Source organism: Bacillus sp. JH7, assembly GCF_001563515.1.
Lineage (GTDB): Bacteria > Bacillota > Bacilli > Bacillales > Bacillaceae_G > Bacillus_A > Bacillus_A cereus.
On record NZ_LPUS01000001.1, the window covers coordinates 453229 to 479558 of the forward strand.

Sequence of the window (26330 nt, forward strand, 5' to 3'; positions counted from 1 at the left end):
TATAGTGAAACTTTCAAACGCATAGCGTTGAAAGGCTCCAGTAAAATGTATAAATGAATGCAGTTTGGACATAATGGCGAATAGAATCTGGGAGACTGTAAGGAGATGAAAGCCATATGTTTATTTGTCCAAATTGCAAAGGGAAAGACATTGGAAAAATAGGTGTCAACCAATTTTATTGCTGGAATTGTTATATCGAATTATCGGTTTCAAAGGGGAAAATCCATACGCATCAAGTTGAGGAAGATGGTTCACTAAGCTCTCTTGATGATTTATTTGATGAGAATGAAAGAACGATCGGATAACGAAAAGGGGGATTTACTTTGAATCTACGCAATTCATTAATCGCATTAGGTGTTGGAGCTGCAGCATATCAATATGCTCGTAAGCAAGATGTATTTTCAAAACGCAATATGAAAAAAGCACGTAAGATGATTAAGTCTTACTTATAATCATTTCGATAAAGTGAAAAACTCCCTTGTAGACAAGGGAGTTTTTTTATGCACCCATATGCAAATAAAAAAGTCCGATCTCTGAGAAAAGATAAGATAGACCGTAGCAGCCAACGCCAAGTATTCCATACTGCCATAATTGCTTCGCTTTTTCTTTACGTGAGGAATGAATAAAGAACCCCTTCCAAATACCGAACCCGATACAAATCCATTCAAGAATCATAAAAAGTGCTGATAATCCAAGCATAAATAAAACCATAATTAGCCCTCCTGATTATATTAATTCATGCTGTATTCTCAGGGGTGGTTGTCCTTGTTATGTTATTTATATGTACGTCTTTAAAAAACAGTATGGTCCGTATGAAAAGATTTTAAAAGTTTCGCACATAACCTACCCCATTTATTTTCAAAATAAAGGTGGAGGAGGTTTTTCATGTGAAGAATCTTAAAATCATTTGGATATATCGTTTAGGATTATTGTTACTTGTTTTTCTTTGTCTGCTCGTCTTTTTAAAAATTAAGCCGCTATGGGCACCGATTATTTTTGTATTTAAAGTAGCAATCACGCCGTTTCTTATCGCGTGTTTTATTGCGTATTTATTGCACCCTTTAATTGAAAAAATTCATAAGGAAGGGATGCCCCGTACACTTGCCATTTTGCTCATTTATATCCTTTTCTTTGGCGGAATTGGTTATGGGATTTATAAAGGAACACCAGTCGTTATTAAACAGTTACAAGAGATTAATGAACAATTTCCGCAGTTTACAAAAATGTACGATTCGTGGATGGATGGCGTTACAGAACAAACGGCGAATTTCCCTTCGTTCATTCATGAAAAGGTGAAACAACTTTTTGTGGGTGTGGAAACGAAGATTCAAGCGCTTTTAAATAAAGTGATGAGTACAGCTCGTGGTGTACTCGATTCATTGCTCATTATTTTCTTAATACCGTTCATTGTATTTTACATATTAAAAGATTATGGTGAGTTTTATCATATCTTTTGGAAACTAGTCCCAAGTAAATGGCGAGGTACGGGGCAAATGCTTGCGAAAGAAATTGATAAATCACTTGGAAGTTATATTCGAGGACAGTTATTTGTTTGTTTAGTATTAGGGGGAGTATCAGCTCTTTCTTTTTGGTTTATCGGTATGAAATATCCATTATTGCTTGGCATTATTATTGGGGTAACGGATATAATCCCGTACTTCGGTCCTATTTTAGGAGCAATCCCGACGTTAATGATTGCAGCAACAGTATCAACGAGTTTACTTATTAAGGCGGGGATCACAATTGCGATTTTGCAATTTGTGGAGAGTAACATTTTATCGCCTTACATCGTTGGTAAGTCACTTCGTATGCATCCCGTTATTATTATGCTTGCCTTACTAGTTGGGGGAGAGGTAGCTGGGATTGTAGGGTTGCTAATATCGGTTCCGATTTTAGCAGTTATTCGTACTGTCATTGTTCATGTGAGACCGCTCTTGAAAAAAGAAGATGTGTAAGTATAGAAGCCCTCTATGTAAGAAATAGAGGGCTAATCATATATTTATTTAGAAAGCTGCTCGTGTATCTTTTGAACGAGGGAGCTCACATCATTTGTTTGAATATGTTTTATTTTTTTCCATTCGTTATCATACATAAATACAATTTGATTGTTGAAAAGACGCTTTTGTTCTTTTAGATTAGAAATTTTTGCGAAAGAGTACTCTTCAAATATTGGATTCTTACTTGCATCTGGCCCATAAAAGAATAGCCTTTTGTTCGTTAAAATTAGCAATCCTGGCCTTGCGACGGAACGATAAATAAATATGTCTAATGAACATGCTGCGTAAAATAATATCGTTTCGTCAGTCGCTAATATGTTTTTAGCTTTGCTAAGTAAGGTTGTCATTGTGATCGCTCCTTTATTTTATTAACAATAATTTAATTATAACAAAAAGGTAATATTTAGAAAATTATATAAATTATTCTTATAAGGAGATTCCGATTTATTAATAAATGCATACTATATGAAAAGGCTGTTAAGAATGAATAGTAGAATACTTATGATTAATAAGTAATTAATCCAATATAAATGATTATCTACATTGACAAACTTAAGAGAATTCTATTATATTTAGTCATATAATACATTAAATCAATGACGGAACAAGTACGTTACAGTCCATTTATAGAGAGAAGCTTCCATATGGCTGAAAGAAGCTTTAAATGAAGGGTAACAGAAAGCTAATCCTGAGAGCAGCTAATCACTGCCGTCTTGCCACGTTACGGCACCATGAGGTGATGAATTGATTGTTATTGTAATCAATTCATAATTAGGGTGGTATCGCGAGTTAACTCTCGTCCCTTTTATAGGGACGGGAGTTTTTTATATTTAAGGAGGAAAATACAATGAAACAACTAACAGGCGCACAAATTCGTCAAATGTTTTTAGACTTTTTCCAAGAAAAAGGACATGCAGTAGAACCTAGTGCATCACTAGTTCCGCATGAAGATCCATCTCTTCTATGGATTAATAGTGGTGTAGCTACATTAAAAAAATATTTTGATGGACGTGTAATCCCACAAAATCCACGTATTACAAATGCTCAAAAATCAATTCGTACAAACGATATTGAAAACGTAGGGAAAACAGCTCGTCACCATACATTCTTTGAAATGTTAGGAAATTTCTCAATTGGTGATTACTTCAAAGAAGAAGCAATTACATGGGCTTGGGAATTCTTAACGAGCGACAAATGGATCGGATTCGATAAAGAATTACTATCAGTTACAATCCATCCAGAAGATGAAGAAGCATTCACAATTTGGAATGAGAAAATGGGCGTTCCAAAAGAGCGTATTATTCGCTTAGAAGAAAACTTCTGGGATATCGGTGAAGGACCAAGTGGACCAAATACAGAGATTTTCTATGACCGTGGAGAAGCTTACGGTAATGACTTTAGTGACCCAGAATTATATCCAGGCGGAGAAAACGAGCGTTACTTAGAAGTATGGAACCTTGTATTCTCTCAATTTAACCATAATCCAGACGGTTCATATACACCACTTCCTAAGAAAAATATCGATACAGGGATGGGTCTAGAGCGTATGACATCTATCGTTCAAGATGTGCCTACAAACTTCGATACAGACCTATTCATGCCGATGATTGGTGCAACAGAAACAATTTCTGGTGAAAAATATCGTAATGGCGATTTAGAAAAAGATATGGCATTCAAAGTAATTGCTGACCATATCCGTACAGTAACATTCGCTGTTGGTGACGGTGCTCTTCCATCTAACGAAGGCCGTGGTTATGTATTACGTCGTTTATTACGCCGCGCTGTTCGTTATTCGAAGAAATTAAACATCAATCGTCCATTTATGTTTGAATTAGTACCGGTTGTTGGAGAAGTAATGAAAGACTTCTATCCAGAAGTACTTGAAAAGAAAGATTTCATTGCGAAAGTTGTGAAGAACGAAGAAGAGCGTTTCCATGAAACACTTCATGATGGTGAAGCGATTTTAGCTGAAGTAATTGCAAAAGCAAAAGAAGAAAAAACAACTGTTATTTCTGGAGTAGATGCGTTCCGTCTATATGACACATACGGTTTCCCAATTGAATTAACAGAAGAATATGCAGAAGAAGCTGGCATGACAGTTGATCATGAAGGCTTTGAAAATGAAATGGAAAAACAACGTGAGCGTGCACGTGCTGCTCGTCAAGACGTTGATTCTATGCAAGTTCAAGGTGGTGTCTTTGGAGAAATTAAAGTAGCGAGCGAATTCGTTGGTTACGGTACAGTTGCAACAGAAAGTAACGTTGTTGCACTTGTGAAAAATGGCGAATACACAGACAGCTTACAAGCTGGTGAAGAAGGACAGTTAATTCTTGATGTAACACCATTCTATGCTGAGAGCGGTGGACAAATTGCAGACCGTGGTTACCTTCTTGCTGATGGCGTGAAAGTTCTTGTAAAAGACGTACAAAAAGCACCAAACGGCCAAAACTTGCATAAAGTTGTTGTCGAAGAAGGAACATTAACGAAAGATGCGGCTGTAAAAGCTATTATCGATACGAAAAATCGTAGTAGCGTTGTAAAAAATCATACAGCAACTCATTTACTACACCAAGCATTAAAAGACGTACTTGGAACACACGTTAACCAAGCAGGTTCTCTTGTAACTTCTGAACGTCTACGCTTTGACTTCTCTCACTTCGGTCAAGTACAAGCTGACGAATTAGAAAAAATTGAGCGTATGGTAAACGAGAAAATTTGGGAAAGTATTGATGTTGAGATTTCTCAAAAAGCAATCGAAGAAGCGAAAGAAATGGGTGCAATGGCATTATTCGGTGAAAAATACGGTGATGTTGTACGCGTTGTACAAGTTGGCGATTACAGCTTAGAGCTTTGCGGCGGTTGTCACGTTGATAACACAGCTTCTATCGGTATTTTCAAAATCGTTGCTGAGTCTGGTATCGGTGCAGGAACTCGTCGTATTGAAGCAGTAACTGGTAAGTCTGCATACGAATTAATGAACGATCAAGTAGGTTTATTAAAAGAAGCAGCAGGAAAAATGAAAACAAATCCGAAAGATATTTTAACAAGAGTTGATGGTCTATTTGCTGAAGTGAAACAACTGCAAAAAGAAAATGAATCTCTTGCTGCGAAATTAAGCAATATCGAAGCTGGAAACTTAACTGATTCTGTAATGACAGTTGATGGTGTGAATGTATTAGCAGCGAAAGTAAATGTTGCAGATATGAATAACTTACGTACGATGATGGATGATCTGAAAAATAAATTAGAGTCAGCAGTTGTTGTATTAGCGTCTGTTAATGACGATAAAGTAAACATCCTAGCAGGTGTAACGAAAGACTTAATTAGCCAAGGTTACCATGCTGGTAAACTTGTGAAAGAAGTAGCTTCTCGTTGCGGCGGTGGCGGTGGCGGCCGTCCTGATATGGCACAAGCAGGCGGTAAAAACCCAGCTCAAGTCGAAGAAGCTTTAGCATTTGTACAAGAGTACGTTAAATCTGTTTCAAAATAAAGAGATAGTAGTGTACAATGGTAGGGAGAGGAGAAGTTCTTCTCCCTATACTTACTATATAAGTGAGGTGCTTGAAATGGACGGTTTTGATAAAACAATGAAGTTTAGCATTCAAGATGAAAAACAGAGTGTCCATGTAAATGATGTACTTTTAACTGTGTATGATGCACTTCAAGAAAAAGGCTATAATCCGATTAACCAAATCGTTGGTTACTTATTAAGTGGAGACCCAGCATACATACCTCGCCATAAAGATGCACGTAGCATCATTCGCAAGCTTGAACGTGATGAGTTAATTGAAGAGCTTGTGAAGTCTTACTTGAAACATCATCGTGAGGAGTAGTTTATGCGGATATTAGGTTTAGATGTAGGTACAAAAACAGTCGGAGTTGCAATTAGCGACGAAATGGGCTGGACAGCACAAGGATTAGAAACAATTAAGATTAACGAAGAACGAGGTCACTTTGGTTTTGATCGTATTTCTGAGTTAGTAAAGCAGTACAATGTGGACAAGATAGTAGTAGGTTTACCTAAAAATATGAATGGTACAATTGGCCCGCGTGGTGAAGCGTGCCAACAATTTGCAGAAAACCTACGAGAGCTGTTACAATTAGACGTTGTAATGTGGGACGAGCGTTTGTCAACAATGGCAGCGGAACGTCTGCTCATTTCAGCCGATGTAAGCCGTAAGAAGCGAAAGCAAGTAATTGATAAGATGGCTGCAGTCGTAATCTTACAAGGATTTTTAGATAGTAAATAAGAGGTGACCAAAATGGAAGAAAATCAAATTACAATTGTAGACGAAAAAGGTAACGAACATTTATGTGAAATTATTTTCACTTTTGACGCTGAAAAATTTGGAAAAAAATCATACGTAGTCTTCTCTCCAATCGGTGAAGTAGACGAAGATGGAGACCAAATTTATGATGCAATGGCTTATGAGCAAAATGAAGAAGAGGGCGGAACTTTACTTCCAATCGAATCTGAAGAAGAGTGGGAAATGGTACAAGAAATGTTCAACACTCTAGCTGATGAGCAAGAAGCTGAATAATAAGTACTGAAAAGATGGACGACATACAGTCCATCTTTTTTTGTATTTATATGTAAAATGAAAGATTTTTTGTCGAAACTGTGTAAGTCTTTGTAGTATAATGAGACGGATTGTAGAAAAATAAAGTGTCAATTAAAAAAGATAAGTGAATTTTTAGCGTTTTTACATCGTGCTGTATAGAAAGGTGTACATACGGTCTACAATTAAGTAAGGAGGAAATGTTTTGATAGAGAATCAAGTGAAAAAGAAGCGTAGACGCATCTTTTTATTTTCGATTATTGCACTGCTTTTAGTTTGTGGTTCAGTCTATGCGTATATTTCATCCGCATTAGGACCAGTTGATAGCGGGAATAAAAAAGAGATTGAAGTAGAAATTCCGAAAGGATCATCTACAAGTAAAATTGGAGAAATTTTAGAAGAAAAAGGCGCTGTAAAAAACGGTACAGTTTTTAGTTTTTATACAAAGGCTAAATCGAAAAGTTTACAAGCAGGTACATATTTATTAAATCCTTCAATGAATGCTGAAGATGTGATCGAACAAATGTCATCTGGCAATGTGCATCGTCCGGCTCTTTATAAAGTGACGATTAAAGAAGGGGCGCAAGTAACTGAAATTGCAGAAACGATTGCGACAGAACTAAAGTGGAATAAAGATGATGTTACGCGTCAATTAAACGATAAAGCATTTATTCAAAAAATGCAGCAAAAGTATCCGAAGTTATTAACGGATAAAATCTTTGATAGCAATATTAAATACCCATTAGAAGGTTATTTATATCCTGCAACGTATTCGTTTTATAAGAAAGATACGACGTTAGAAGAAATTGTAATTCCAATGCTTGAGAAAACAAATGCAATCATTGTTCAAAATGAGGCGAAAATGAAAGCGAAGAATTGGGATGTTCATCAGCTTTTAACATTATCTTCACTTATTGAAGAAGAGGCAACTGGTTTTACAGATCGTCAAAAGATCTCTAGTGTCTTTTATAATCGTTTAGCAAAAGGTATGCCGCTTCAAACGGATCCAACGGTATTATATGCACTTGGAAAGCATAAACAACGTGTATTATACGAAGATTTAAAGGTCAACTCACCGTACAATACGTATGTTGTAAAAGGATTACCGGTAGGGCCGATCGCAAACTCTGGTAAACATTCAGTAGAAGCTGCGTTAGAACCTGCGCAAACAGATTATTATTATTTCTTAGCTGCACCAAGTGGTGAAGTGTACTATGCGAAAACATTAGAAGAGCATAATGCATTAAAGCAAAAATACATTACGAAAAAATAGTGAAATGGGGAGGGATAGCGAAAAAAGTCGCACATCCCTCTTTTTTGTGGTAAAATATATCGGGTTAAAAACTGGCAGAAGAATCGTTTTTAATATCAAAACGGGACGTACAAGCTAAGGATAAAGCTGGCTTGTATTTTTATTGCATTCTATGTGTGAAAAGACGTCATAGAGGCACTTCTCCATGTAAATAAGGAGGACCATTTATGGAGGATGCAGTTAACGAGTACCTATTATCATTTATTGATCCGAAAGATAAATTAATTCTTGAAATGGAAGAATATGCAACAGAAAATCATGTGCCGATTATGGATCGACTTGGAATGGAATTTATGCTGCAATTTTTACGTTTAATTGGACCGAAAAGCATTTTAGAACTTGGAACAGCAATCGGTTATTCTAGTATTCGTATGATGCAAGCTATTCCAAATTCACGTATTGTGACAGTTGAGCGCAATCGTGAGCGATATGAAAAAGCACTTGAATATATAGAACGTTCCCCAGTAACAGATCGTATTTCAGTTATTTACGGTGATGCGTTAGAGACAGGTGAACAAGTAAAAGAACACGGGACATTTGACGTTATTTTTATTGATGCAGCAAAAGGACAGTATCGTCGCTTTTTTGACTTATATGAACCGTTATTAAATCCTGGTGGCGTAATTATTTCAGATAATGTTATGTACCACGGTCTTGTAACGACAAAAGAGAAAATTGAAAACAGACGTACACGTGGTTTAATCCGTCGTATTAAGACGTACAATGAGTGGCTTATGAACCATGAAGGATATGATACAACGATTTTCCCAATTGGTGATGGAGTAGCTGTTAGTAAAAAGAGAGGGTGACCAAGGTATGAAGAAACCTGAATTGTTAGTAACGCCAAGAGCGGTGGCGGATATCGAACAACTTGCGAAAGCAGGAGCAGATGCGGTAATGATCGGTGAGCAAAAGTTTGGTTTACGTTTAGCAGGGGAGTTTTCACGTGAAGATGTAAAACAAACTGTAAAGATTGCACATGAAAATGTTGTGAAAGTATACGTAGCCATGAACGCTATGTTCCACAACGATAAAGTAGAAGAATTAACAGATTACGTTTCATTTTTAAACGAAGTAAATGTAGATGCAATTGTTTTCGGAGATCCAGCGGTATTAATGGCTGTTCGTGAAGTAGCACCAAATATGCAGTTGCACTGGAATACAGAAACGACAGCAACAAACTGGTTCACTTGTAATTACTGGGGACAAAGAGGATCAAAGCGTGCTGTATTAGCTCGTGAGCTTAGCTTAGATGAAATTGTTGATTTAAAAGAAAATGCTGAAGTGGAACTGGAAGTACAAATTCACGGTATGACTTGTATGTTCCAATCGAAGCGTTCATTAGTAGGAAACTACTTTGAGTATCAAGGACGTAATCTTGACATTGAAAAGAAAAAATATGAAGAGAATATGTTCTTATATGACCCAGAGCGTAACAATAAATATCCAATTTATGAAGATGAAAATGGTACTCACATTATGAGTCCGAACGACATTTGTTTCATCGATGAATTAGAGGAACTAATCGATGCTGAAGTTGATAGCTTAAAAATCGACGGTGTACTAAAAAGCTCTGAATACATTATTGAAGTAACGAAGAAATATCGTCAAGCGATTGATTTATGCGTAGAAGATCGTGATGCATATTATGACGTGAAAGATGATCTATATAAAGAAATAGAAGAAATGCAACCAGTAAATCGTCCGTTAGATACAGGATTCTTCTTTAAAGAAACGGTTTACTAAACGAGGAGGGTGTAGGAAATGACTGTACAAGAAATTTCACGAGTGATCGATGGCAAACGTGTTATTGTGAAGAAACCTGAACTGTTAATCCCTGCGGGTAACTTAGAAAAATTAAAAGTAGCTATCCATTACGGGGCAGATGCTGTATATTTAGGTGGACAAGAATTTGGTCTTCGTTCGAATGCAGGTAACTTTACGCTAGAAGAAATGGCAGAAGGCGTTGAGTTTGCAAAGAAGTATGGAGCAAAAATATACGTAACAACAAATATCTTTGCACATAATGAAAATATGGACGGGCTAGAGGAATATTTAAAAGGGATTGAAAAAGCTGGCGTAACGGGAATTATCGTTGCTGATCCGCTTATCATTGAGACTTGTAAACGCGTAGCGCCTTCTGTTGAGGTGCATTTAAGCACACAGCAATCACTATCCAACTGGAAAGCAGCACAGTATTGGAAAGAAGAAGGTTTACATCGTCTTGTATTAGCTCGTGAAGCAAGCTATGAAGAAATGAAAGAAATTAAAGAAAAAGTGGATATTGAAATTGAAGCGTTCGTCCATGGTGCAATGTGTATCGCATATTCAGGAAGATGTACATTAAGTAACCATATGACAGCGCGTGATTCTAATCGTGGTGGTTGTTGCCAATCTTGCCGCTGGGATTATGATTTAGTTCAAACAGTATCACAACATAAAGATGCAAAAGAGCTTCCTCTATTCCAAGAAGGAGATGCTCACTTTGCGATGAGTCCAAAAGATTTAAATTTAATTTTATCAATTCCAAAAATGATTGAAATCGGAATCGATAGCTTAAAGGTAGAAGGACGTATGAAATCAATCCATTACGTAGCGACTGTAGCAACTGTATATCGTAAAGTAATTGATGCGTATTGTGCGGATCCAGATAACTTTGAGTTTAAACAAGAATGGTTAGATGAGCTTGATAAATGTGCAAATCGTGATACAGCTCCTGCATTCTTTGAAGGGGTTCCAGGACATCAAGAGCAAATGTTTGGAAATCATAGTAAGAAAACAACGTATGATTTTGCTGGTTTAGTGTTAGATTATAATGAAGAAACGGGCATCGTAACGATTGAGCAACGTAATCATTTCAAACCAGGACATGAAGTGGAGTTCTTTGGACCAGAAATAGAAAACTTTACGCAAACGGTGGAGAAAATTTGGGATGAGGATGGAAACGAATTAGATGCAGCGAGACATCCGTTGCAAATCGTGAAATTCAAAGTGGATCAACGAGTGTATGTGAATAATATGATGCGCAAAAGCATACTTCAATAAGAAAGAGTGATAGTCGAATGGGGACGAATAAGCCTGTTGTAATTGGAATTGCTGGTGGTTCGGGATCAGGTAAAACGAGTGTAACGAAAGCGATTTTTGACCATTTTAAAGGTCATTCTATTTTAATCTTAGAGCAAGATTATTATTACAAAGATCAAAGCCATTTACCAATGGAAGAGCGTTTAAAAACAAATTATGATCATCCGCTTGCGTTTGATAATGATCTGTTAATTGAACATTTGCAGCAGTTGCTTGCATATGAGCAAATTGATAAGCCTGTATATGACTATACATTGCATACGCGTTCAGAAGAAATTATTCCGGTTGAGCCGAAAGATGTAATTATTTTAGAAGGAATTCTTATTTTAGAAGACCCACGTCTTTGCGAGTTAATGGACATTAAATTATTCGTTGATACGGATGCTGACCTTCGTATTCTGCGCCGCATGCAACGTGATATTAAAGAGCGCGGTCGTACGATGGATTCAGTTATTGATCAGTACGTAAATGTTGTACGTCCAATGCACAATCAATTTATTGAGCCTTCTAAGAAATTTGCGGATATTATTATCCCTGAAGGTGGACAAAACCACGTTGCAATTGATATTATGGTGACAAAAATTGCAACAATTCTTGAACAAAAAGTAAATTTGTAATAGCATAGTAAAAGATATACGGTAGGAAGGGATTTTTTCCCTTCTTATCGAATACAATGAAACATGCAACCTCATCTATATATAGGTGAGGGCATATTTATATCAACTTTCCATACATATCTTCTTTATATAAAGAAGAATTGGAAATACGGGGTTGTATGTGACAACTCCGCTAGTGCAAGGGTACTAGAAACCTCCGCTAACAATGGAAGCGGAGGAGTTTTCATATGGAACTCCTCTTTTTTTCAGGGGATTGGTATATAAAAGGAGTGGAAAATATGTCAACAGAAAAAACATACCCTATGACGCAAGAGGGTAAGCAAAAACTAGAGAACGAACTTGAGCAATTAAAAACAGTAAGACGTAAAGAAGTAGTAGAACGTATTAAAATCGCACGTAGCTTCGGGGATCTTTCTGAGAACTCTGAGTACGATGCAGCGAAAGATGAGCAAGCGTTCGTAGAAGGACGTATTACACAATTAGAAAATATGATTCGTAACGCAGTTATCATTAAAGATACTGGCGAAGTATCTACTGTTGTTACATTAGGTAAAACAGTAACATTTAAAGAATTACCAAACGGAGATGAAGAAGCGTATACAATCGTAGGTAGCGCGGAAGCTGATCCATTCGAAGGAAGAATTTCTAACGATTCTCCAATCGCAAAAAGCTTATTAGGTAAGCAAATTGGTGAGAAAGTAACAATCCAAACACCAGGCGGAGAAATGCAAGTAGAGATTGTCTCTGTAAAATAAAAAAAAGATTCTCCTATCGGGAGAATCTTTTTTTCATTCTATAGAAAAAAATTGTGTAAACCTTAGAGTGATTCGACAAAAAATGTCAAAAAAACACTTTAAGCTTTGATATCATAATTAGAGACCATAGGTTTTAAAAGGGAAAAGGGGCTAATTATGAAACATAAAATCTTTACAGGATTGGTTTGTAGTATCTCCATATTAGGACTTGCTGCATGCGGAACGAATGAAGAAACTACATCATCAAAGGGAGAAAAAGTGAAGCAAGAAGAAAAAAAGGATATTAAAGCAACTGAGAGTTCAAAAGCCTTAGAAAATCCACAAGATAAAAAGGAATTTAATGATTTTGATGTAGCGTATCAATTAGCAATTGTCATGAAAATATTTCAAGATGTAACGATTAAGTATGATTACGCAATTGGGAATCCAGATTATTTATTGCGAGATTCGATGGATCAAAAAACAATAGATGATATGAAGAATATGTTACAAGAACAGGCGAAGAATAATGATAAAATTTTAAAAGATGAAGTGAATCAAGCATATACATATTTAAAACAATCGAAAGTAAGTAATAAAGATGATATTCAAAAAATAATAGATGCACAAAATAATTATTTACATATTGTAGATAAGATGATTACTTGTATTGATTCTGTAACAGTTGAGAATGCAAAAGAAAAAAGAAATGAAATGGATAATCTTAGTAAGGATTATTTAAAAATAGCGGCTAATGTAACAACCACTGTAATTGAAGTTGCTAAAAACACTGGAGTGAATGAAACTGAATTTAGATCGCTTCTTATGAAATTTTTAGAGAAGCCAAAGAAACAATAATAGCCTTATATAATATCTGTTTTTGTTTTGGAGATTGTATAAATAAAATAGTACCTCGTCTAAACTACAATAGACGAGGTGTTTTTTATGAAAATAAAACGGAGAATTACAATTGTTTTAATTTGTTTTATGAGCGTTATGTTTGTATTGCTTTGTCGTTTAATCCAAATTCAAATTATAGATACAGAATCATTTACTGATCGCAAAATAAATTTAATTGAAAAAAGTGTTACGCAACGCACACAATCCATTACAGTAGACGATGGACGTGGGCAGTTTATAGATCGTAATGGTAAAAAAATAGGTGAGGAAAAATATCCTGTTTTAATTATTTTTCCATTTTTACAAATAAAAAATGACATGTTAGAGAAAATCGCGCATATCATTGGTGTGTCGAGACAAGAGATTAGAAGACAAATGAAAAATAATAAAAATGCATTTACACTACAAGGAGAAACTGCTCCATTTCGAGTGACACGAGAGCAGATGGAGAAGGTAAATGAATTACATGTATTAGGTATTGTAGCAGCTGAAGTGCGATTAAAACAAACTGGAGAGATAAATCATTTAATTGGTGATGTAGGGGAGAACGAAAGGGAGTTTCAAAAGCGATATGGAGAATTGAAAAGAATCTCAAAACAAACGCCGATAGGTATTTCAGGATTACAGCAATCATTTGATGAATTTCTATTGACTGATGGAGAGGCAAAAGTATTATATCAAGTAGATCGGCAAGGAGAACCAATTTTCGGAAAGCAAGCGAAATACACTTCACCAGGAAATCCATTTTATCCAGTTAGGATTCAAACTACTTTACATAAAGAGTTGCAGCAAAAAGCAGAAGAAGTGATTGAAGCGAATGAAATAAAGAAGGGGGGACTAGTATTACTTGATGTAAAGACAAATGAAATATTAGCGATGGCTAGTAAGCCGTCTTTACAAGTAAGGGATGAGAATTTATATAAAACTACACTTGAAAATCAAATGTTAACGCCACATTTTCCAGGCTCTGTTTTTAAAACAGTAGTTGCAGCTGCAGTCATTGATCAAAAAGTAAATTTGTTTAATCGGACATTTAACTGTAACAAAGATTTATATGGTGAAAACGACCCGCAAGTTAGGATGGGTACACTTAACTTTAAAGAGAGCTTTGCTAGGAGCTGTAACAGGACATTTTCCGAGTTAGGTAACGAGCTATTACAAAAGGATAAGACGGTGCTAGAAACATACGTAGCAGCTTTAGGAGCAAATGAAAAGGTTGGATGGAAAGGTTCTGTATTTCATACACCTCATTTTGAGCAAATGCCAGAAGAAAAGGGTACTACTATTTGGGGGAATGAAGAAAATAAAAAGAGTAAAAAAGCGGTAGAACAAACAGCAATTGGACAGAAAGATGTACGTATATCACCTCTAGCAATTGCAAATATGATGGCGACGATTGCAAGGAATGGAGAAAAGATGGAAGTGAAAGCAGTTGAAAAAATAGTATATAAAAATGGAGCGGATTTTTTTACATTTGAGAGCCATACGTTAAATGGAAAACAGCTTTCGTATGAAACAGTGAAAACATTACAAGAGTTATTAAGAGGCGTTGTAACAAGGGAGAAAGGAACAGGAACGGCATTCCGTTCGTTGCCACTAAGTGTCGCTGGAAAATCCGGGACAGCGCAAACAGGGAAAGGGACGAGGGTGAATCGCTGGTTTGCAGGTTATTTTCCGTATGAGAATCCAAGATATGCTTTAGTTGTTGTTGATCTAGAGACTGATAGCAAAGTGAATAAAGTTACACCTATTTTTAAAGATATGGTAGGAGCAATCTATCAATTGGAGAATGAAAAGTAATCTTGCAATTTATAGTGAAATGTCTTCATTTCATGAAAATATCATTGTAAATGTTCAACCTTTCTAGATTTAATGTTACAATAGCAATTAGGAAAAACTGCATGGAGGTTTGGAGAATGGCAGGAGGATCAAGATTCCAACAGAAACAACAAAAACGTCGTCAAAACGGTGTTTTAAATATTGCAATCGCTATTGTATTACTATTAGTAGCTATTGTAGCATATCAATTGTTCGTTCCTAGTACGAAAGAGCAAGCATCTTCTACTGATAAGAAAGTCTCTCAACAAACAACAAAGAATGAGAAAGCTGGAAAATCAGAAGATAAAGAATCTGCTAAGAAAAAAGAAAAAGAACAAGAGCAAGCAGAAGCTAAGAAAAAAGCTGAAGAAGAGAAGCTAAAGGCTGAAGAAGAACAGAAAAAAGCTGAAGAAGAAGCGAAAGCTAACGAGAAAGTATCAGCTGAGAAAACTGTATCTAAGGCAAAAGAGGCGTATACAAAACCTTCTTGGAAAGCTGTGGGAACAGAACAAGGTTCATCACCAGCGATGACGTTTAAACAGGGTTCATCAGATTGGAATGAGATGCAAAGTGCAATTGCTGCAGGTGTTGAAGTACCGAAAGAGCAATTAGTATTCCATTTTGTTGGAAGAGACAAAACTGGAAAGAGCAAAGCTTATGGTGATGTTCAAGATAAGCAAAGTGGGAAAAGATATTATGTAAATATTGATTGGGTAGACAATGAGGGCTGGAAACCAGTACTTGTTCAAACTCTAAACTAAAAAAGAGAGGCTCCTTAGGAGCTTCTCTTTTTTGTTAACGCAATTTCTTTAATTTAAAATGAACAACCGCGCTATAATACGGTCTTTTGCTTTCAGGATCCATAACCATTTGATGTGAGATGTGATGAACTTCAAGCATAAGTGCTTTATTATTATCAATTTGTTCACTAATTTTTCGTTCTAAAGAAGCTAAGTCTCCCGCTTCAAAAAACTCTACTTTATCTTCTAACATTTCAAAGGTAAATGACATGAAGACGGCCCCTCTCCTATGTAATCAACTATAGTGTAACAAAGAAAAGAAGGAAATACCATGTACATTTCAATTGACATTTTTAGAAAGAGGGAATATCATACTGATAAAACCGATAAGAAAAAGGGGAATTTTTATGGGTACAGAATTTAATGGTTTATTTGATGAGTGGGCTCATACGTACGACTCATTTGTACAAGGCGAAGATATACAATATAAAGAAGTTTTCGCCCATTATGAGGACATTCTAGAGGATGTAGTTAACAAGTCATTTGGTAATGTATTAGAATTTGGTGTCGGTACAGGTAATTTAACAAATAAATTATTACTTGCTGGCCGCACAGTTTACGGTATAGAACCGTCGCGTGAAATGCGCATGATTGCAAAAGAGAAATTGCCAAAAGAATTTTCAATTACAGACGGTGATTTTCTTTCGTTTGAAGTTCCAAATTCAATTGATACCATTGTAAGCACCTATGCATTTCATCATTTAACAGATGATGAAAAAAATGTAGCGATTGCGAAGTATAGTCAATTGCTAAACAAAGGTGGTAAAATAGTGTTTGCTGATACGATATTTGCAGATCAAGATGCATATGATAAAACTGTTGAAACAGCAAAACAAAGAGGTTTCCACCAGTTAGCAAACGATTTGCAAACGGAATACTATACACGTATTCCAGTTATGCAGACTATTTTTGAAAACAATGGCTTCCATGTAACGTTCACGAGATTAAATCATTTCGTTTGGGTAATGGAGGCAACTAAGCAATAGAAAGAGGGATTAGATTGAGAATTGCTGTAATTGGAGCAATGGAAGAAGAAGTACGTATTTTACGTGATAAATTAGAACAAGCAGAGACAGAAACGGTTGCAGGTTGTGAATTTACGAAAGGGCTATTAGCAGGGCATGAAGTAATCTTGTTAAAGTCTGGTATTGGTAAAGTAAACGCAGCGATGTCAACGACAATTTTATTAGAAAAATATAAGCCTGAAAAAGTAATTAATACTGGTTCAGCTGGTGGATTCCATCATTCTCTAAACGTTGGTGATGTAGTTATTTCCACTGAAGTTCGTCACCATGACGTAGATGTAACAGCATTTAACTATGAATATGGTCAAGTACCAGGAATGCCGCCTGGATTTAAAGCTGATGAGGCGTTAGTTGCATTAGCTGAGAAATGTATGCAGGCTGAAGAAAATATTCAAGTTGTAAAAGGTATGATTGCAACAGGTGATTCATTTATGAGTGATCCGAACCGCGTTGCAGCCATTCGTGATAAATTTGAAAATCTTTATGCGGTAGAAATGGAAGCAGCAGCTGTTGCACAAGTATGCCACCAATATGAAATTCCGTTTGTTATCATTCGCGCACTTTCTGATATTGCTGGTAAAGAATCAAATGTTTCATTTGATCAGTTTTTAGATCAAGCAGCTCTTCATTCTACAAACTTTATCGTAAAAGTGTTAGAAGAGTTAAAGTAATGTAACAAAAAGGCAACTGTCTCATATAAAGAAAATACATACAGTTGCCTTTTCTTTATTGGCAAACAAGGGGGAGAACACGATGAATGTATATCGTGGAGTTCATGAGTTAATTGGTCATACACCAATTGTAGAAATTACTCGTTTTTCACTTCCGAAAGGAGTCCGTTTATTTGCAAAGCTTGAATTTTATAACCCAGGCGGAAGCGTTAAGGATCGTTTAGGAAGAGAATTAATCGAAGATGCGCTAGAAAAAGGGCTTGTTACCCGGGGTGGAACAATTATTGAACCGACTGCTGGGAATACTGGTATTGGACTGGCACTTGCAGCATTAGAACATGATTTACGTGTTATTGTTTGTGTACCAGAGAAATTTAGTATTGAAAAACAAGAATTAATGAAAGCACTAGGTGCAACGGTCGTGCATACACCGACTGAGCAAGGAATGACCGGTGCAATTGCTAAAGCAAAAGAGTTAGTAAATGAACTACCGAATTCATACTCTCCAAGTCAGTTCGCAAATGAGGCAAATCCTCGTGCATATTTTAAAACACTAGGACCTGAACTGTGGGACGCATTGAATGGAGAGATTAACATATTTGTTGCTGGAGCAGGAACTGGCGGTACGTTTATGGGGACTGCATCTTATTTGAAAGAAAAAAATATAGATATTAAAACAGTTATCGTAGAGCCAGAAGGATCTATTTTAAATGGTGGTAAGGCTGGTTCACATGAGACCGAAGGAATTGGACTGGAATTTATCCCGCCATTTTTGAAGACATCTTATTTTGATGAAATTCATACGATTTCTGATCGAAATGCATTTTTACGAGTGAAAGAATTAGCGCAAAAAGAAGGACTTCTCGTTGGGAGCTCTTCAGGAGCAGCATTTCATGCGAGCTTACTGGAGGCAGAGAAGGCAGCACCAGGTACAAATATTGTAACGATTTTTCCTGATAGCAGTGAGCGCTATTTAAGTAAAGACATATACAAAGGATGGGAATGAAAAATGAGAGCAAAGACAAAGTTAATTCATGGTATTCGCATAGGAGAACCTTCAACTGGATCTGTAAACGTACCGATTTATCAAACAAGTACGTACAAACAAGAAGCAGTTGGTAAGCATCAAGGATATGAATATTCACGTACAGGTAACCCAACACGTGCAGCTTTAGAAGAAATGATTGCTGTATTAGAAAATGGGCATGCTGGATTTGCATTTGGTTCAGGAATGGCTGCTATTACAGCGACAATTATGTTGTTCTCAAAAGGTGACCACGTTATTTTAACAGATGATGTTTATGGCGGAACATACCGCGTTATTACGAAAGTATTAAACCGTTTCGGTATTGAGCATACATTTGTAGATACAACAAACTTAGAGGAAGTTGAAGAAGCGATTCGTCCAAATACGAAAGCAATTTATGTGGAAACACCAACGAACCCACTACTAAAAATTACTGATATTAAGAAAATATCTACTCTTGCTAAAGAGAAAGACCTATTAACAATTATTGATAACACATTCATGACGCCATATTGGCAGTCGCCGATTTCTTTAGGAGCAGATATTGTGCTTCATAGTGCAACGAAATATTTAGGAGGTCATAGTGATGTAGTTGCAGGTTTAGTAGTTGTAAATAGCCCACAACTAGCAGAAGATCTTCACTTTGTACAAAACTCAACAGGAGGTATTCTTGGGCCACAAGATAGCTTCTTACTACTTCGCGGTTTAAAAACATTAGGAATTCGTATGGAAGAACATGAAACGAATTCACGTGCTATTGCTGAGTTCTTAAATAATCATCCAAAAGTAAATAAAGTATATTACCCAGGTCTTGAATCACATCAAAATCACGAATTAGCAACAGAACAAGCAAACGGGTTTGGTGCTATTATCTCATTTGATGTAGATAGTGAAGAAACATTAAATAAAGTACTTGAGAAACTACAATACTTTACACTTGCTGAAAGCTTAGGAGCGGTAGAAAGTTTAATTTCTATTCCATCTCAAATGACACATGCATCAATCCCAGCTGATCGCCGCAAAGAATTAGGAATTACAGATACATTAATTCGTATTTCTGTCGGTATTGAAGATGGTGAAGATTTAATTGAAGATTTAGCACAAGCGCTAGCATAATAAAAAATGCACTGCTCTATATTAGCAGTGCGTTTTTTTATTACGTCTTTTTGTGAAACATTTCACAAAATAGACATACACAAACGAAATGATTTCATGTATATTGAATTCAGGAAACGTTACTCACGAACAAACTTGTGAAACTTTTCACAAACAATGAAATTCATGTAGGAAAGCATCTCTATTTTTTTGTGTTAATTGGGACTTATTTTGACCTACAGGGACATATAAGGACCGTAATAGTAGAATAGGAGGAAATTCACATGGTAGTCAAAGAGAAAGTTGTAAATGAAATGCAGGAAGTAAAAAAGATGATTGATACGCTAGTAAATAATGGTCAACAAGCTTTACAAGCATTAGAAAGTTTTACACAAGAGGAAATTGACAACATTGTTCATGAAATGGCATTAGCAGGTGTTGATCAACATATGCCGCTAGCAAAATTGGCAGTTGAAGAAACTGGCCGTGGTGTATATGAAGACAAATGCATTAAAAATATTTTTGCCACTGAATATATTTGGCATAGTATAAAGCAAGATAAAACGGTAGGGATTATTCACGAAGATCCTCATGAAGAAATAATAGAAATCGCGGAACCTGTCGGTGTAGTAGCTGGAGTAACACCAGTAACGAATCCAACGTCGACAACAATGTTTAAAGCGTTAATTGCGATAAAAACAAGAAATCCAATTATTTTCGCATTTCATCCTTCCGCACAAAAATGTTCTGTGGCAGCAGCGAAAACCGTATATGATGCAGCGATGAAAGCTGGTGCACCAAAACACTGTATTCAATGGATTGAAAGACCGTCTGTTGAAGCGACGAAACAATTGATGAACCATGATGGTGTAGCACTCGTTCTAGCAACTGGAGGCGCTGGTATGGTGAAATCAGCTTACTCTACTGGAAAACCAGCGTTAGGCGTTGGTCCTGGTAATGTACCGTGTTATATAGAAAAATCAGCACATGTAAAACGAGCTGTTAATGATTTAATTTTATCAAAAACATTTGATAACGGTATGATTTGTGCATCGGAACAAGCAATCATTGTCGATAAAGAAATTTATGATGATGTTAAAACAGAAATGATTGAAAACAGTTGTTACTTTGTAACAGAAGAAGAAAGAAAAAAATTAGAAAAGCTCGTTATAAATGAAAATACATGTGCAGTAAATAGTGATATTGTAGGGAAATCAGCACAGTATATTGCCGATTTAGTTGGGATCACTGTTCCTGGACATACAAAAATGCTTGTAGCTGAAATTCAAGGTATCGGAGCAGCATATCCGTTATCCCGTGAGAAACTGAGTCCAGTATTAGCTTGTGTGAAGGCAAATTCATTAGAAGAAGGATTTACATATTGCGAAGAAATGTTGAACCTCGGTGGTTTAGGACATTCAGCAGTTATCCATTCTACAAATAAAGATGTGCAAAAGCAATTTGGGTTACGTATGAAAGCTTGCCGTCTCATTGTAAATGCACCTTCATCACAAGGTGGAATAGGGGATATATATAATGGATTTATTCCATCACTTACACTTGGTTGTGGTTCATACGGAAAGAATTCAGTTTCCCAAAATGTAACAGCGACTCATTTATTAAATATAAAAAGGCTGGCAAATAGAAAAAAGAATATGCAGTGGTTCAAACTGCCACCAAAAATTTATTTTGAAAAACATGCTACAACTTATTTAGCAAATATGCCTAACATTTCACGTGCATTTATTGTAACGGACCCCGGAATGGTTGAACATGGCTATGTCGATACAGTCGCGCACTATTTAAACAAGAATGCAAATGATGTGAAAGTTGAAGTTTTCTTTGAGGTCGAACCAGATCCATCAGATGAAACTGTTTTCAAAGGTGCGGAAATGATGAAAAGCTTTAAGCCAGATGTAATTATCGCACTTGGTGGTGGTTCAGCTATGGATGCAGCAAAAGGAATGTGGTTATTCTATGAGCATCCAGAAACGACATTCTATGGTATTAAACAGAAATTTTTAGATATAAGAAAACGTACATGTAAATATCCGGAATTAGGAAATAAGGCGCAGTTTGTTGCGATTCCAACGACATCAGGAACGGGATCAGAAGTGACACCATTTGCGGTTATTACAGATAAGAAAAATAATATAAAGTATCCGCTCGCAGATTATGAATTAACACCAGATGTAGCAATTGTTGATCCACAATTTGTAATGACAGTACCACCACATGTAACAGCAGATACTGGTATGGATGTTTTAACACATGCAATTGAGGCGTATGTGTCTGTTATGGCAAATGACTATACAGATGGATTAGCATTAAAAGCTATTGATCTCGTATTCAAATATTTACCGAGAGCATATAAAGATGGAAATGATGAAGAAGCAAGAGAAAAAATGCATAACGCTTCTGCAATTGCAGGGATGGCATTTGCAAATGCTTTCCTCGGTATTAATCACAGCTTAGCACATAAGATTGGACCAGAATTCCATATTCCGCACGGACGCGCAAATGCCATTCTAATGCCGCACGTAGTCCGCTATAATGCTATTAAGCCAAGAAAACACGCATTGTTCCCAAAATATGAGCACTTTGTGGCAGATGAAAGATATGCACATATAGCGAGAATGCTCGGGCTTCCAGCAAGTTCGGCAGCAGAAGGAGTGGAATCACTCGTCCAAGCAATTATTGAGCTTGGAAAAAGCTTAAATATTAATATGAGTATTGCGGGACAAGGAGTCGATAAAGAGCAATTTGAAGAGGTTGTTGGAGTATTAGCAGAAAGAGCTTTTGAAGATCAATGTACAACTGCTAATCCAAAGTTACCGCTTATTTCAGAGCTGAAAGAAATTTATATGGAAGCATATAAAGGTGAATAATGATAAAAAAAGAGCCGCAGTAAAAGCGGCTCTTTTTTTATTGGAAAACATCTCCCAGAATGGCTGTATTTACTGGTCTTTCAGTTTCATAGAATATGATACAGTGAAATGGAGGAGTGAGAATATAATGAAAGAATTAAAAGGAAAAATAGAAGATTATACTCGGTTTGGACAAATGCTTCTCGCTGTAAGTACATTGTTAATGGTTGGCTTATTGATTCCGAGTGGAGCAAAAGAGACAATCCAATTTTTTGTTATGATGGGGAGCATCGTTATATTTTTAAGCTTATCGTTCTTTTTCTTTCAGCGTGTGAAAGTGATGCGTGACCAGCTAGAGGAAAATGAATGTGAATAATATTGTTAACTAGAGCGCAGCGAAAAGAAAAAATCTTTTTGTCGCGCTTTTTGTTTTTTTGTAGGAAAATATATGCGTTTCGTGTTGACAATGATAATCCTTATCAATTAAAGTAGAATAGTAGTTAATGATTATCATTATCAATTAGAGGTGAAGGAATGAAAAAATCTATTACGCTATTTACAGCGATTTTATCTATTTTTTTCTTGTTAATAGGTTGCAGTGCCAAAGGGGACGAAAAAGCGTCTGCAACCAAAACAGAAAAAGGAAAAGAGAAAATCGAAATTACCGACCTATCAGGAAGAAAGGTAACATTCGATAAAGTGCCAGAAAGTTTTGCAACATTAAGTATGGGGGATATGGATATTATTCATGCTTTAGGTGGAAAAATAGTAGGTCGCCCGGATACGAAATTAACTCTTCCAGATGAGCTAAAGAAAGCACAAGTAATTGGGAATGCACATCAACCGAATTTTGAGCAAATTGCTAGTTTAAAGCCCGATGTACTTGTTGCTAACAATGGATTCCAAAAGAATGTGCCAACGGTTGAAGGACAAGGAACGCAAGTTATCATTTCTTCTGCGAATTCTGTACAAGATATTCAAAAAAATATTGAATTATATGGAACGGTAATGAAGAAAGAAGATAAAGCAAAAGAAATTAATCAAAAAATGAATGATCAAATGAAGAAATATGAGAAAAAGAGCGATGCGAAAGCATTGCTAGTGTATGGCGCACCAGGAACTTATTTAGCGGCATTACCAACATCTTTATCAGGTGATATTTTAGAAAAAACAGGCGGAAAAAATATTGCTTCTGATTTTCCAGAAACGAAAGAATATCCGCAATATGCACAGCTAAGTGTAGAACGTATTATTGAGGCGAATCCAGATGTGATTTATTTAATTACACACGGAGATCCAAAAAGTGTGAAAAAAGCATTCGAAGGCGAAATGATGAAAAATGAAGCGTGGAAAAATTTAGAGGCAGTAAAACAAAACCGCGTAGTTATTTTGCCACCTGATTTATTTGGATCTAATCCTGGTACAAAAGTTACAGAAGCGATGGACTTTATGTATAAAAGTATACAAGATGTAAGGAAATGATACTATGGAAAGTAGTGAAGTAGTAAGAGAAAAGGAACATCCTTTTGCGAAAAAAAGATGGATAATAGCAGTTACTTTAGTTGTATTAACAATCCTAGGTCTCTTTTACGGTCTTTTCGCAGGAAGTTTATCCTTTTCTGTACGAGATATTCTAACGGGTATACAAGATGAAGGTTCGACAGTTCATCGAATTGTATGGGATCTTCGCATACCGAGAGTGCTCATTGGGTTTATAGTAGGAACATGTTTAGCTGCATCTGGTACACTGCTACAAGGAGTTATGAGAAACCCTCTTGCAGATCCTGGTATTATCGGAGTTTCATCTGGGGCAGGCCTTGTAGCAATTGTCATCATGATTTTATTCCCACAGCATCTAGCTTTTTTACCACTAGGGGCGTTTTTAGGAGCTTTCATAACAGCGATGGTTATTTATGCTTTATCATGGCAAAAAGGGGCACCACCTTCAAGAATCGTCTTAGTAGGGGTGTCGATCAATGCATTAATTGGTGCAGCAACGTCAGCATTAATGTTATTACATAGTGACAAAGTACAATCGGTGTTACCGTGGCTAGCGGGTGGTATTGGTGGTGTAAGTTGGGCACATTTAAATATGATTATTTATTATGCAATATTCGCCATTATATTAGCTTTCTTTGGTATTAAGCATATTCGAGTGTTAATGCTTGGAGATGAAATGGCAAAGTTATTAGGACATAACGTGGAAAAAAGTCGGTTTTATTTAATCGTAGTAAGTACATTATTAGCTGGAATTGCAGTAAGTGTGTCTGGTCTTATTGGATTTGTCGGTCTTGTCGTACCACATATGCTACGTTTATTAGTTGGAAATGATTATAGATATTTGCTACCTTTATCATGCCTTGGCGGCGGGGTATTACTTGTTTTTGCGGATGCAATAGCTCGAAGTTGGTTTGACCCAATCGAATTGCCTGTTGGTATTTTACTGTCCTTCTTAGGTGGTCCGTTCTTCTTATATTTAATTCATAGAGGAGGAAAACAAAGTGATTTCCGTTAACAAAGTGTTTTACGCACACTCTGAAAGATTTCAAATGCAAAATATGAATGTACATATTAAGGCTGGAGAAATCGTTAGTTTAATTGGTCCGAATGGATCGGGAAAATCTACTTTGCTTCGTTTAATAGCAAGGCTACTGAAACAAAGCGAAGGGGACATCATTTTAGATGGGAAAAATATTCATATGATGAAGAGTGCTGATGTAGCGAAGCAATTAGCAATGTTACCACAAATGCATGATCATCAATTAGATTTAACAGTGAAAGAACTAATTGAGTTCGGAAGAGGTCCACATAAATCATGGAGTAGCCACTTAAATAAAGAAGATGAAGAAATTGTTGATTGGGCATTATCTGTTACAAATCTTGAAGGGTATGAATATCGTCTTTTACATTCTTTATCAGGAGGGGAACGGCAACGTGCTTGGATTGCGATGACGCTAGCGCAACGTACAAATGTCTTATTATTGGATGAACCAACAACCTTTTTAGATATCGTTCACCAGTTGGAAGTAATGGAACTTGTGAAACGATTAAATGAGGAGTTTGGAATGACAATTATAATGGTTTTACATGACATTAACCAAGCTGCTCAATATAGCGATCGTTTACTTGTATTAAAGCGAGGAAAAATTCAGTATGATGGTATACCAGAAGAAGTACTATGCCATGAAATGTTTCAACATGTATTTGGCATAGATGTAGATATTTTTCAGGGAAGTGACAAGCCTTTTTTTACACCGAAACGAATTTCTAAAAGGGGAGAAGAGCGATGCAAACAGAAGAGCGTATTACCATTGAATTAGTAAGAGAATTTGTTATGGCAGCTCACGGGGATTTAGAGAAAGTACAAGAGCTATTGGTTGAATCACCAAGCTTACTTCACGCCTCTTATAATTGGGGTGGATCAGATTGGGAAAGTGCGTTAGGCGCATCGGCACATGTAGGTCGTAAAGATATTGCTCTTTATTTACTAGAAAAGGGTGCTCGGATGGATATTTTTGCAGCAGCTATGCTTGGTGAATTAGAAGTTGTACAAGCTATTTTAGTAGCTCAACCAGAAGCATTGCGCGCATCTGGTCCTCATGGTATTTCTCTTCTTCAACATGCACGAATGGGTGGAGAGAAATCTAAGCGTGTATATGATTATTTAGCAATACTATCTTAATGAACGAAGGAAGTTCTTATGTGCGGTAAACTTTTCACTTGAAACAATTGGAAAGTTTACCGCCCGTTAGAACGGGATAAGTATCTAGTATATTTGAAAATCCTACACCCCCCTCAATTGTAGTTTTCTTTATGCTAGTTAT

At 36.4% G+C, this 26330-nt stretch carries 29 protein-coding genes and 1 other annotated feature; of the genes, 26 read left to right on the forward strand and 3 right to left on the reverse strand.

Going from position 1 to position 26330, the window contains the following annotated elements; translation table 11 throughout:
* Positions 1–116: 116 nt before the first annotated feature.
* Complete coding sequence (locus AU379_RS02420) at positions 117–305, forward strand: hypothetical protein (RefSeq protein WP_000469281.1); 189 nt, start codon at positions 117–119, stop codon at positions 303–305.
* 18 nt (positions 306–323) lie between these two features.
* A complete protein-coding gene (locus tag AU379_RS02425) occupies positions 324–452 on the forward strand; it encodes a YrzQ family protein (protein WP_001053553.1) in 129 nt (42 codons plus the stop codon).
* 46 nt (positions 453–498) lie between these two features.
* Here the strand turns inward: AU379_RS02425 and AU379_RS02430 are convergent, their stop codons facing one another.
* Positions 499–711, reverse strand: coding sequence for a hypothetical protein (locus AU379_RS02430; protein WP_000242535.1), 213 nt, complete (start codon positions 709–711; stop codon positions 499–501).
* Between the two features lie 176 nt (positions 712–887).
* Between AU379_RS02430 and AU379_RS02435 the strand changes: the two genes are divergently transcribed.
* Positions 888–1955 (forward strand): AI-2E family transporter, encoded by a 1068-nt coding sequence (locus AU379_RS02435; RefSeq protein WP_000793128.1) that lies wholly within the window; start codon positions 888–890, stop codon positions 1953–1955.
* A gap of 44 nt (positions 1956–1999) precedes the next feature.
* Here AU379_RS02435 and AU379_RS02440 read toward each other — a convergent pair whose 3' ends face one another.
* Positions 2000–2344: a PH domain-containing protein gene (locus AU379_RS02440; protein ID WP_061138940.1), complete on the reverse strand. Its 345-nt coding sequence runs from the start codon at positions 2342–2344 to the stop codon at positions 2000–2002.
* Between the two features lie 240 nt (positions 2345–2584).
* Positions 2585–2804 (forward strand) — a binding site (T-box leader).
* A 40-nt stretch (positions 2805–2844) separates the two neighbouring features.
* Between AU379_RS02440 and alaS the strand changes: the two genes are divergently transcribed.
* The 13 genes from alaS (at position 2845) to AU379_RS02505 (ending at position 15782) form a co-directional block, all read left to right on the forward strand.
* Positions 2845–5487, forward strand: a complete 2643-nt coding sequence (gene alaS / locus AU379_RS02445) for an alanine--tRNA ligase (protein ID WP_061138941.1) — start codon at positions 2845–2847, stop codon at positions 5485–5487.
* A 76-nt stretch (positions 5488–5563) separates the two neighbouring features.
* Positions 5564–5830 (forward strand): IreB family regulatory phosphoprotein, encoded by a 267-nt coding sequence (locus tag AU379_RS02450; protein WP_000348590.1) that lies wholly within the window; start codon positions 5564–5566, stop codon positions 5828–5830.
* Between the two features lie 3 nt (positions 5831–5833).
* On the forward strand, positions 5834–6247 hold the full coding sequence (gene ruvX, locus AU379_RS02455; protein ID WP_001221193.1) for a Holliday junction resolvase RuvX: 414 nt from the start codon (positions 5834–5836) through the stop codon (positions 6245–6247).
* Between the two features lie 12 nt (positions 6248–6259).
* Complete coding sequence (locus AU379_RS02460; protein WP_000392247.1) at positions 6260–6538, forward strand: DUF1292 domain-containing protein; 279 nt, start codon at positions 6260–6262, stop codon at positions 6536–6538.
* Positions 6539–6761: 223 nt separating this feature from the next.
* Complete coding sequence (gene mltG / locus AU379_RS02465; protein WP_000572137.1) at positions 6762–7829, forward strand: endolytic transglycosylase MltG; 1068 nt, start codon at positions 6762–6764, stop codon at positions 7827–7829.
* A 206-nt stretch (positions 7830–8035) separates the two neighbouring features.
* A complete protein-coding gene (locus AU379_RS02470) occupies positions 8036–8677 on the forward strand; it encodes an O-methyltransferase (RefSeq protein WP_000389102.1) in 642 nt (213 codons plus the stop codon).
* 7 nt (positions 8678–8684) lie between these two features.
* Positions 8685–9614, forward strand: coding sequence for a peptidase U32 family protein (locus tag AU379_RS02475; protein ID WP_061138942.1), 930 nt, complete (start codon positions 8685–8687; stop codon positions 9612–9614).
* Positions 9615–9632: 18 nt separating this feature from the next.
* Complete coding sequence (locus AU379_RS02480) at positions 9633–10913, forward strand: U32 family peptidase (protein ID WP_000217974.1); 1281 nt, start codon at positions 9633–9635, stop codon at positions 10911–10913.
* Between the two features lie 17 nt (positions 10914–10930).
* Complete coding sequence (gene udk, locus AU379_RS02485; RefSeq protein WP_000537078.1) at positions 10931–11569, forward strand: uridine kinase; 639 nt, start codon at positions 10931–10933, stop codon at positions 11567–11569.
* Positions 11570–11847: 278 nt separating this feature from the next.
* Entirely contained in the window at positions 11848–12324 is a 477-nt protein-coding gene (gene greA, locus AU379_RS02490) for a transcription elongation factor GreA (protein WP_000102591.1), read from the forward strand.
* Positions 12325–12480: 156 nt separating this feature from the next.
* The gene (locus tag AU379_RS02495; RefSeq protein WP_000680878.1) at positions 12481–13161 is read left to right on the forward strand and encodes a hypothetical protein; all 681 of its coding nucleotides are present in this window, start codon (positions 12481–12483) and stop codon (positions 13159–13161) included.
* A gap of 87 nt (positions 13162–13248) precedes the next feature.
* Positions 13249–15003: a penicillin-binding protein 2 gene (locus AU379_RS02500; protein WP_061138943.1), complete on the forward strand. Its 1755-nt coding sequence runs from the start codon at positions 13249–13251 to the stop codon at positions 15001–15003.
* Positions 15004–15119: 116 nt separating this feature from the next.
* Positions 15120–15782, forward strand: a complete 663-nt coding sequence (locus tag AU379_RS02505) for a YrrS family protein (protein ID WP_000897099.1) — start codon at positions 15120–15122, stop codon at positions 15780–15782.
* A gap of 34 nt (positions 15783–15816) precedes the next feature.
* On the opposite strand, the gene AU379_RS02510 is transcribed toward AU379_RS02505, so the two are convergent.
* Entirely contained in the window at positions 15817–16032 is a 216-nt protein-coding gene (locus AU379_RS02510; protein ID WP_000010984.1) for a YrzA family protein, read from the reverse strand.
* A 136-nt stretch (positions 16033–16168) separates the two neighbouring features.
* On the opposite strand from AU379_RS02510, the gene AU379_RS02515 reads away from it, so the two are divergent.
* From AU379_RS02515 to AU379_RS02560, 10 genes are all read left to right on the forward strand, one after another.
* Positions 16169–16807, forward strand: a complete 639-nt coding sequence (locus AU379_RS02515; protein ID WP_000536315.1) for a class I SAM-dependent methyltransferase — start codon at positions 16169–16171, stop codon at positions 16805–16807.
* A 14-nt stretch (positions 16808–16821) separates the two neighbouring features.
* Positions 16822–17517, forward strand: coding sequence for a 5'-methylthioadenosine/S-adenosylhomocysteine nucleosidase (gene mtnN, locus AU379_RS02520; protein WP_001217024.1), 696 nt, complete (start codon positions 16822–16824; stop codon positions 17515–17517).
* 82 nt (positions 17518–17599) lie between these two features.
* Positions 17600–18523 (forward strand): O-acetylserine dependent cystathionine beta-synthase, encoded by a 924-nt coding sequence (locus tag AU379_RS02525; RefSeq protein WP_001103882.1) that lies wholly within the window; start codon positions 17600–17602, stop codon positions 18521–18523.
* Between the two features lie 3 nt (positions 18524–18526).
* Positions 18527–19660 carry a bifunctional cystathionine gamma-lyase/homocysteine desulfhydrase gene (locus tag AU379_RS02530; protein WP_001201908.1) on the forward strand — a complete coding sequence of 378 codons (1134 nt, stop codon included), beginning with the start codon at positions 18527–18529 and terminating at the stop codon, positions 19658–19660.
* Between the two features lie 263 nt (positions 19661–19923).
* Positions 19924–22527, forward strand: a complete 2604-nt coding sequence (gene adhE / locus AU379_RS02535) for a bifunctional acetaldehyde-CoA/alcohol dehydrogenase (RefSeq protein WP_000260503.1) — start codon at positions 19924–19926, stop codon at positions 22525–22527.
* Between the two features lie 127 nt (positions 22528–22654).
* On the forward strand, positions 22655–22882 hold the full coding sequence (locus tag AU379_RS02540; protein ID WP_000661265.1) for a YrhC family protein: 228 nt from the start codon (positions 22655–22657) through the stop codon (positions 22880–22882).
* A gap of 158 nt (positions 22883–23040) precedes the next feature.
* Positions 23041–23988 (forward strand): ABC transporter substrate-binding protein, encoded by a 948-nt coding sequence (locus tag AU379_RS02545; protein ID WP_000748453.1) that lies wholly within the window; start codon positions 23041–23043, stop codon positions 23986–23988.
* A gap of 4 nt (positions 23989–23992) precedes the next feature.
* Positions 23993–25021: an iron ABC transporter permease gene (locus tag AU379_RS02550; protein ID WP_002000971.1), complete on the forward strand. Its 1029-nt coding sequence runs from the start codon at positions 23993–23995 to the stop codon at positions 25019–25021.
* Positions 25008–25826 carry an ABC transporter ATP-binding protein gene (locus AU379_RS02555; protein ID WP_000626525.1) on the forward strand — a complete coding sequence of 273 codons (819 nt, stop codon included), beginning with the start codon at positions 25008–25010 and terminating at the stop codon, positions 25824–25826. The genes AU379_RS02550 and AU379_RS02555 overlap by 14 nt, the downstream gene beginning before the upstream one ends.
* Positions 25793–26188 (forward strand): ankyrin repeat domain-containing protein, encoded by a 396-nt coding sequence (locus AU379_RS02560; RefSeq protein WP_001192763.1) that lies wholly within the window; start codon positions 25793–25795, stop codon positions 26186–26188. Before AU379_RS02555 ends, AU379_RS02560 begins: the two co-directional genes overlap by 34 nt.
* Positions 26189–26330 lie beyond the last annotated feature (142 nt).

Coding starts and splice junctions, on each gene's coding strand:
- AU379_RS02495 (WP_000680878.1), top strand. CDS start 12,481: ATGAAACATAAAATCTTTACAGGATTGGTTTGTAGTATCTCCATATTA.
- AU379_RS02500 (WP_061138943.1), top strand. CDS start 13,249: ATGAAAATAAAACGGAGAATTACAATTGTTTTAATTTGTTTTATGAGC.
- adhE (WP_000260503.1), top strand. CDS start 19,924: ATGGTAGTCAAAGAGAAAGTTGTAAATGAAATGCAGGAAGTAAAAAAG.
- AU379_RS02530 (WP_001201908.1), top strand. CDS start 18,527: ATGAGAGCAAAGACAAAGTTAATTCATGGTATTCGCATAGGAGAACCT.
- AU379_RS02545 (WP_000748453.1), top strand. CDS start 23,041: ATGAAAAAATCTATTACGCTATTTACAGCGATTTTATCTATTTTTTTC.
- AU379_RS02550 (WP_002000971.1), top strand. CDS start 23,993: ATGGAAAGTAGTGAAGTAGTAAGAGAAAAGGAACATCCTTTTGCGAAA.
- AU379_RS02460 (WP_000392247.1), top strand. CDS start 6,260: ATGGAAGAAAATCAAATTACAATTGTAGACGAAAAAGGTAACGAACAT.
- AU379_RS02480 (WP_000217974.1), top strand. CDS start 9,633: ATGACTGTACAAGAAATTTCACGAGTGATCGATGGCAAACGTGTTATT.
- AU379_RS02475 (WP_061138942.1), top strand. CDS start 8,685: ATGAAGAAACCTGAATTGTTAGTAACGCCAAGAGCGGTGGCGGATATC.
- udk (WP_000537078.1), top strand. CDS start 10,931: ATGGGGACGAATAAGCCTGTTGTAATTGGAATTGCTGGTGGTTCGGGA.
- AU379_RS02420 (WP_000469281.1), top strand. CDS start 117: ATGTTTATTTGTCCAAATTGCAAAGGGAAAGACATTGGAAAAATAGGT.
- AU379_RS02510 (WP_000010984.1), bottom strand. CDS start 16,032: ATGTCATTTACCTTTGAAATGTTAGAAGATAAAGTAGAGTTTTTTGAA.
- AU379_RS02560 (WP_001192763.1), top strand. CDS start 25,793: ATGCAAACAGAAGAGCGTATTACCATTGAATTAGTAAGAGAATTTGTT.
- alaS (WP_061138941.1), top strand. CDS start 2,845: ATGAAACAACTAACAGGCGCACAAATTCGTCAAATGTTTTTAGACTTT.
- AU379_RS02440 (WP_061138940.1), bottom strand. CDS start 2,344: ATGACAACCTTACTTAGCAAAGCTAAAAACATATTAGCGACTGACGAA.
- AU379_RS02450 (WP_000348590.1), top strand. CDS start 5,564: ATGGACGGTTTTGATAAAACAATGAAGTTTAGCATTCAAGATGAAAAA.
- greA (WP_000102591.1), top strand. CDS start 11,848: ATGTCAACAGAAAAAACATACCCTATGACGCAAGAGGGTAAGCAAAAA.
- AU379_RS02515 (WP_000536315.1), top strand. CDS start 16,169: ATGGGTACAGAATTTAATGGTTTATTTGATGAGTGGGCTCATACGTAC.
- AU379_RS02430 (WP_000242535.1), bottom strand. CDS start 711: ATGGTTTTATTTATGCTTGGATTATCAGCACTTTTTATGATTCTTGAA.
- AU379_RS02505 (WP_000897099.1), top strand. CDS start 15,120: ATGGCAGGAGGATCAAGATTCCAACAGAAACAACAAAAACGTCGTCAA.
- AU379_RS02540 (WP_000661265.1), top strand. CDS start 22,655: ATGAAAGAATTAAAAGGAAAAATAGAAGATTATACTCGGTTTGGACAA.
- AU379_RS02525 (WP_001103882.1), top strand. CDS start 17,600: ATGAATGTATATCGTGGAGTTCATGAGTTAATTGGTCATACACCAATT.
- ruvX (WP_001221193.1), top strand. CDS start 5,834: ATGCGGATATTAGGTTTAGATGTAGGTACAAAAACAGTCGGAGTTGCA.
- AU379_RS02470 (WP_000389102.1), top strand. CDS start 8,036: ATGGAGGATGCAGTTAACGAGTACCTATTATCATTTATTGATCCGAAA.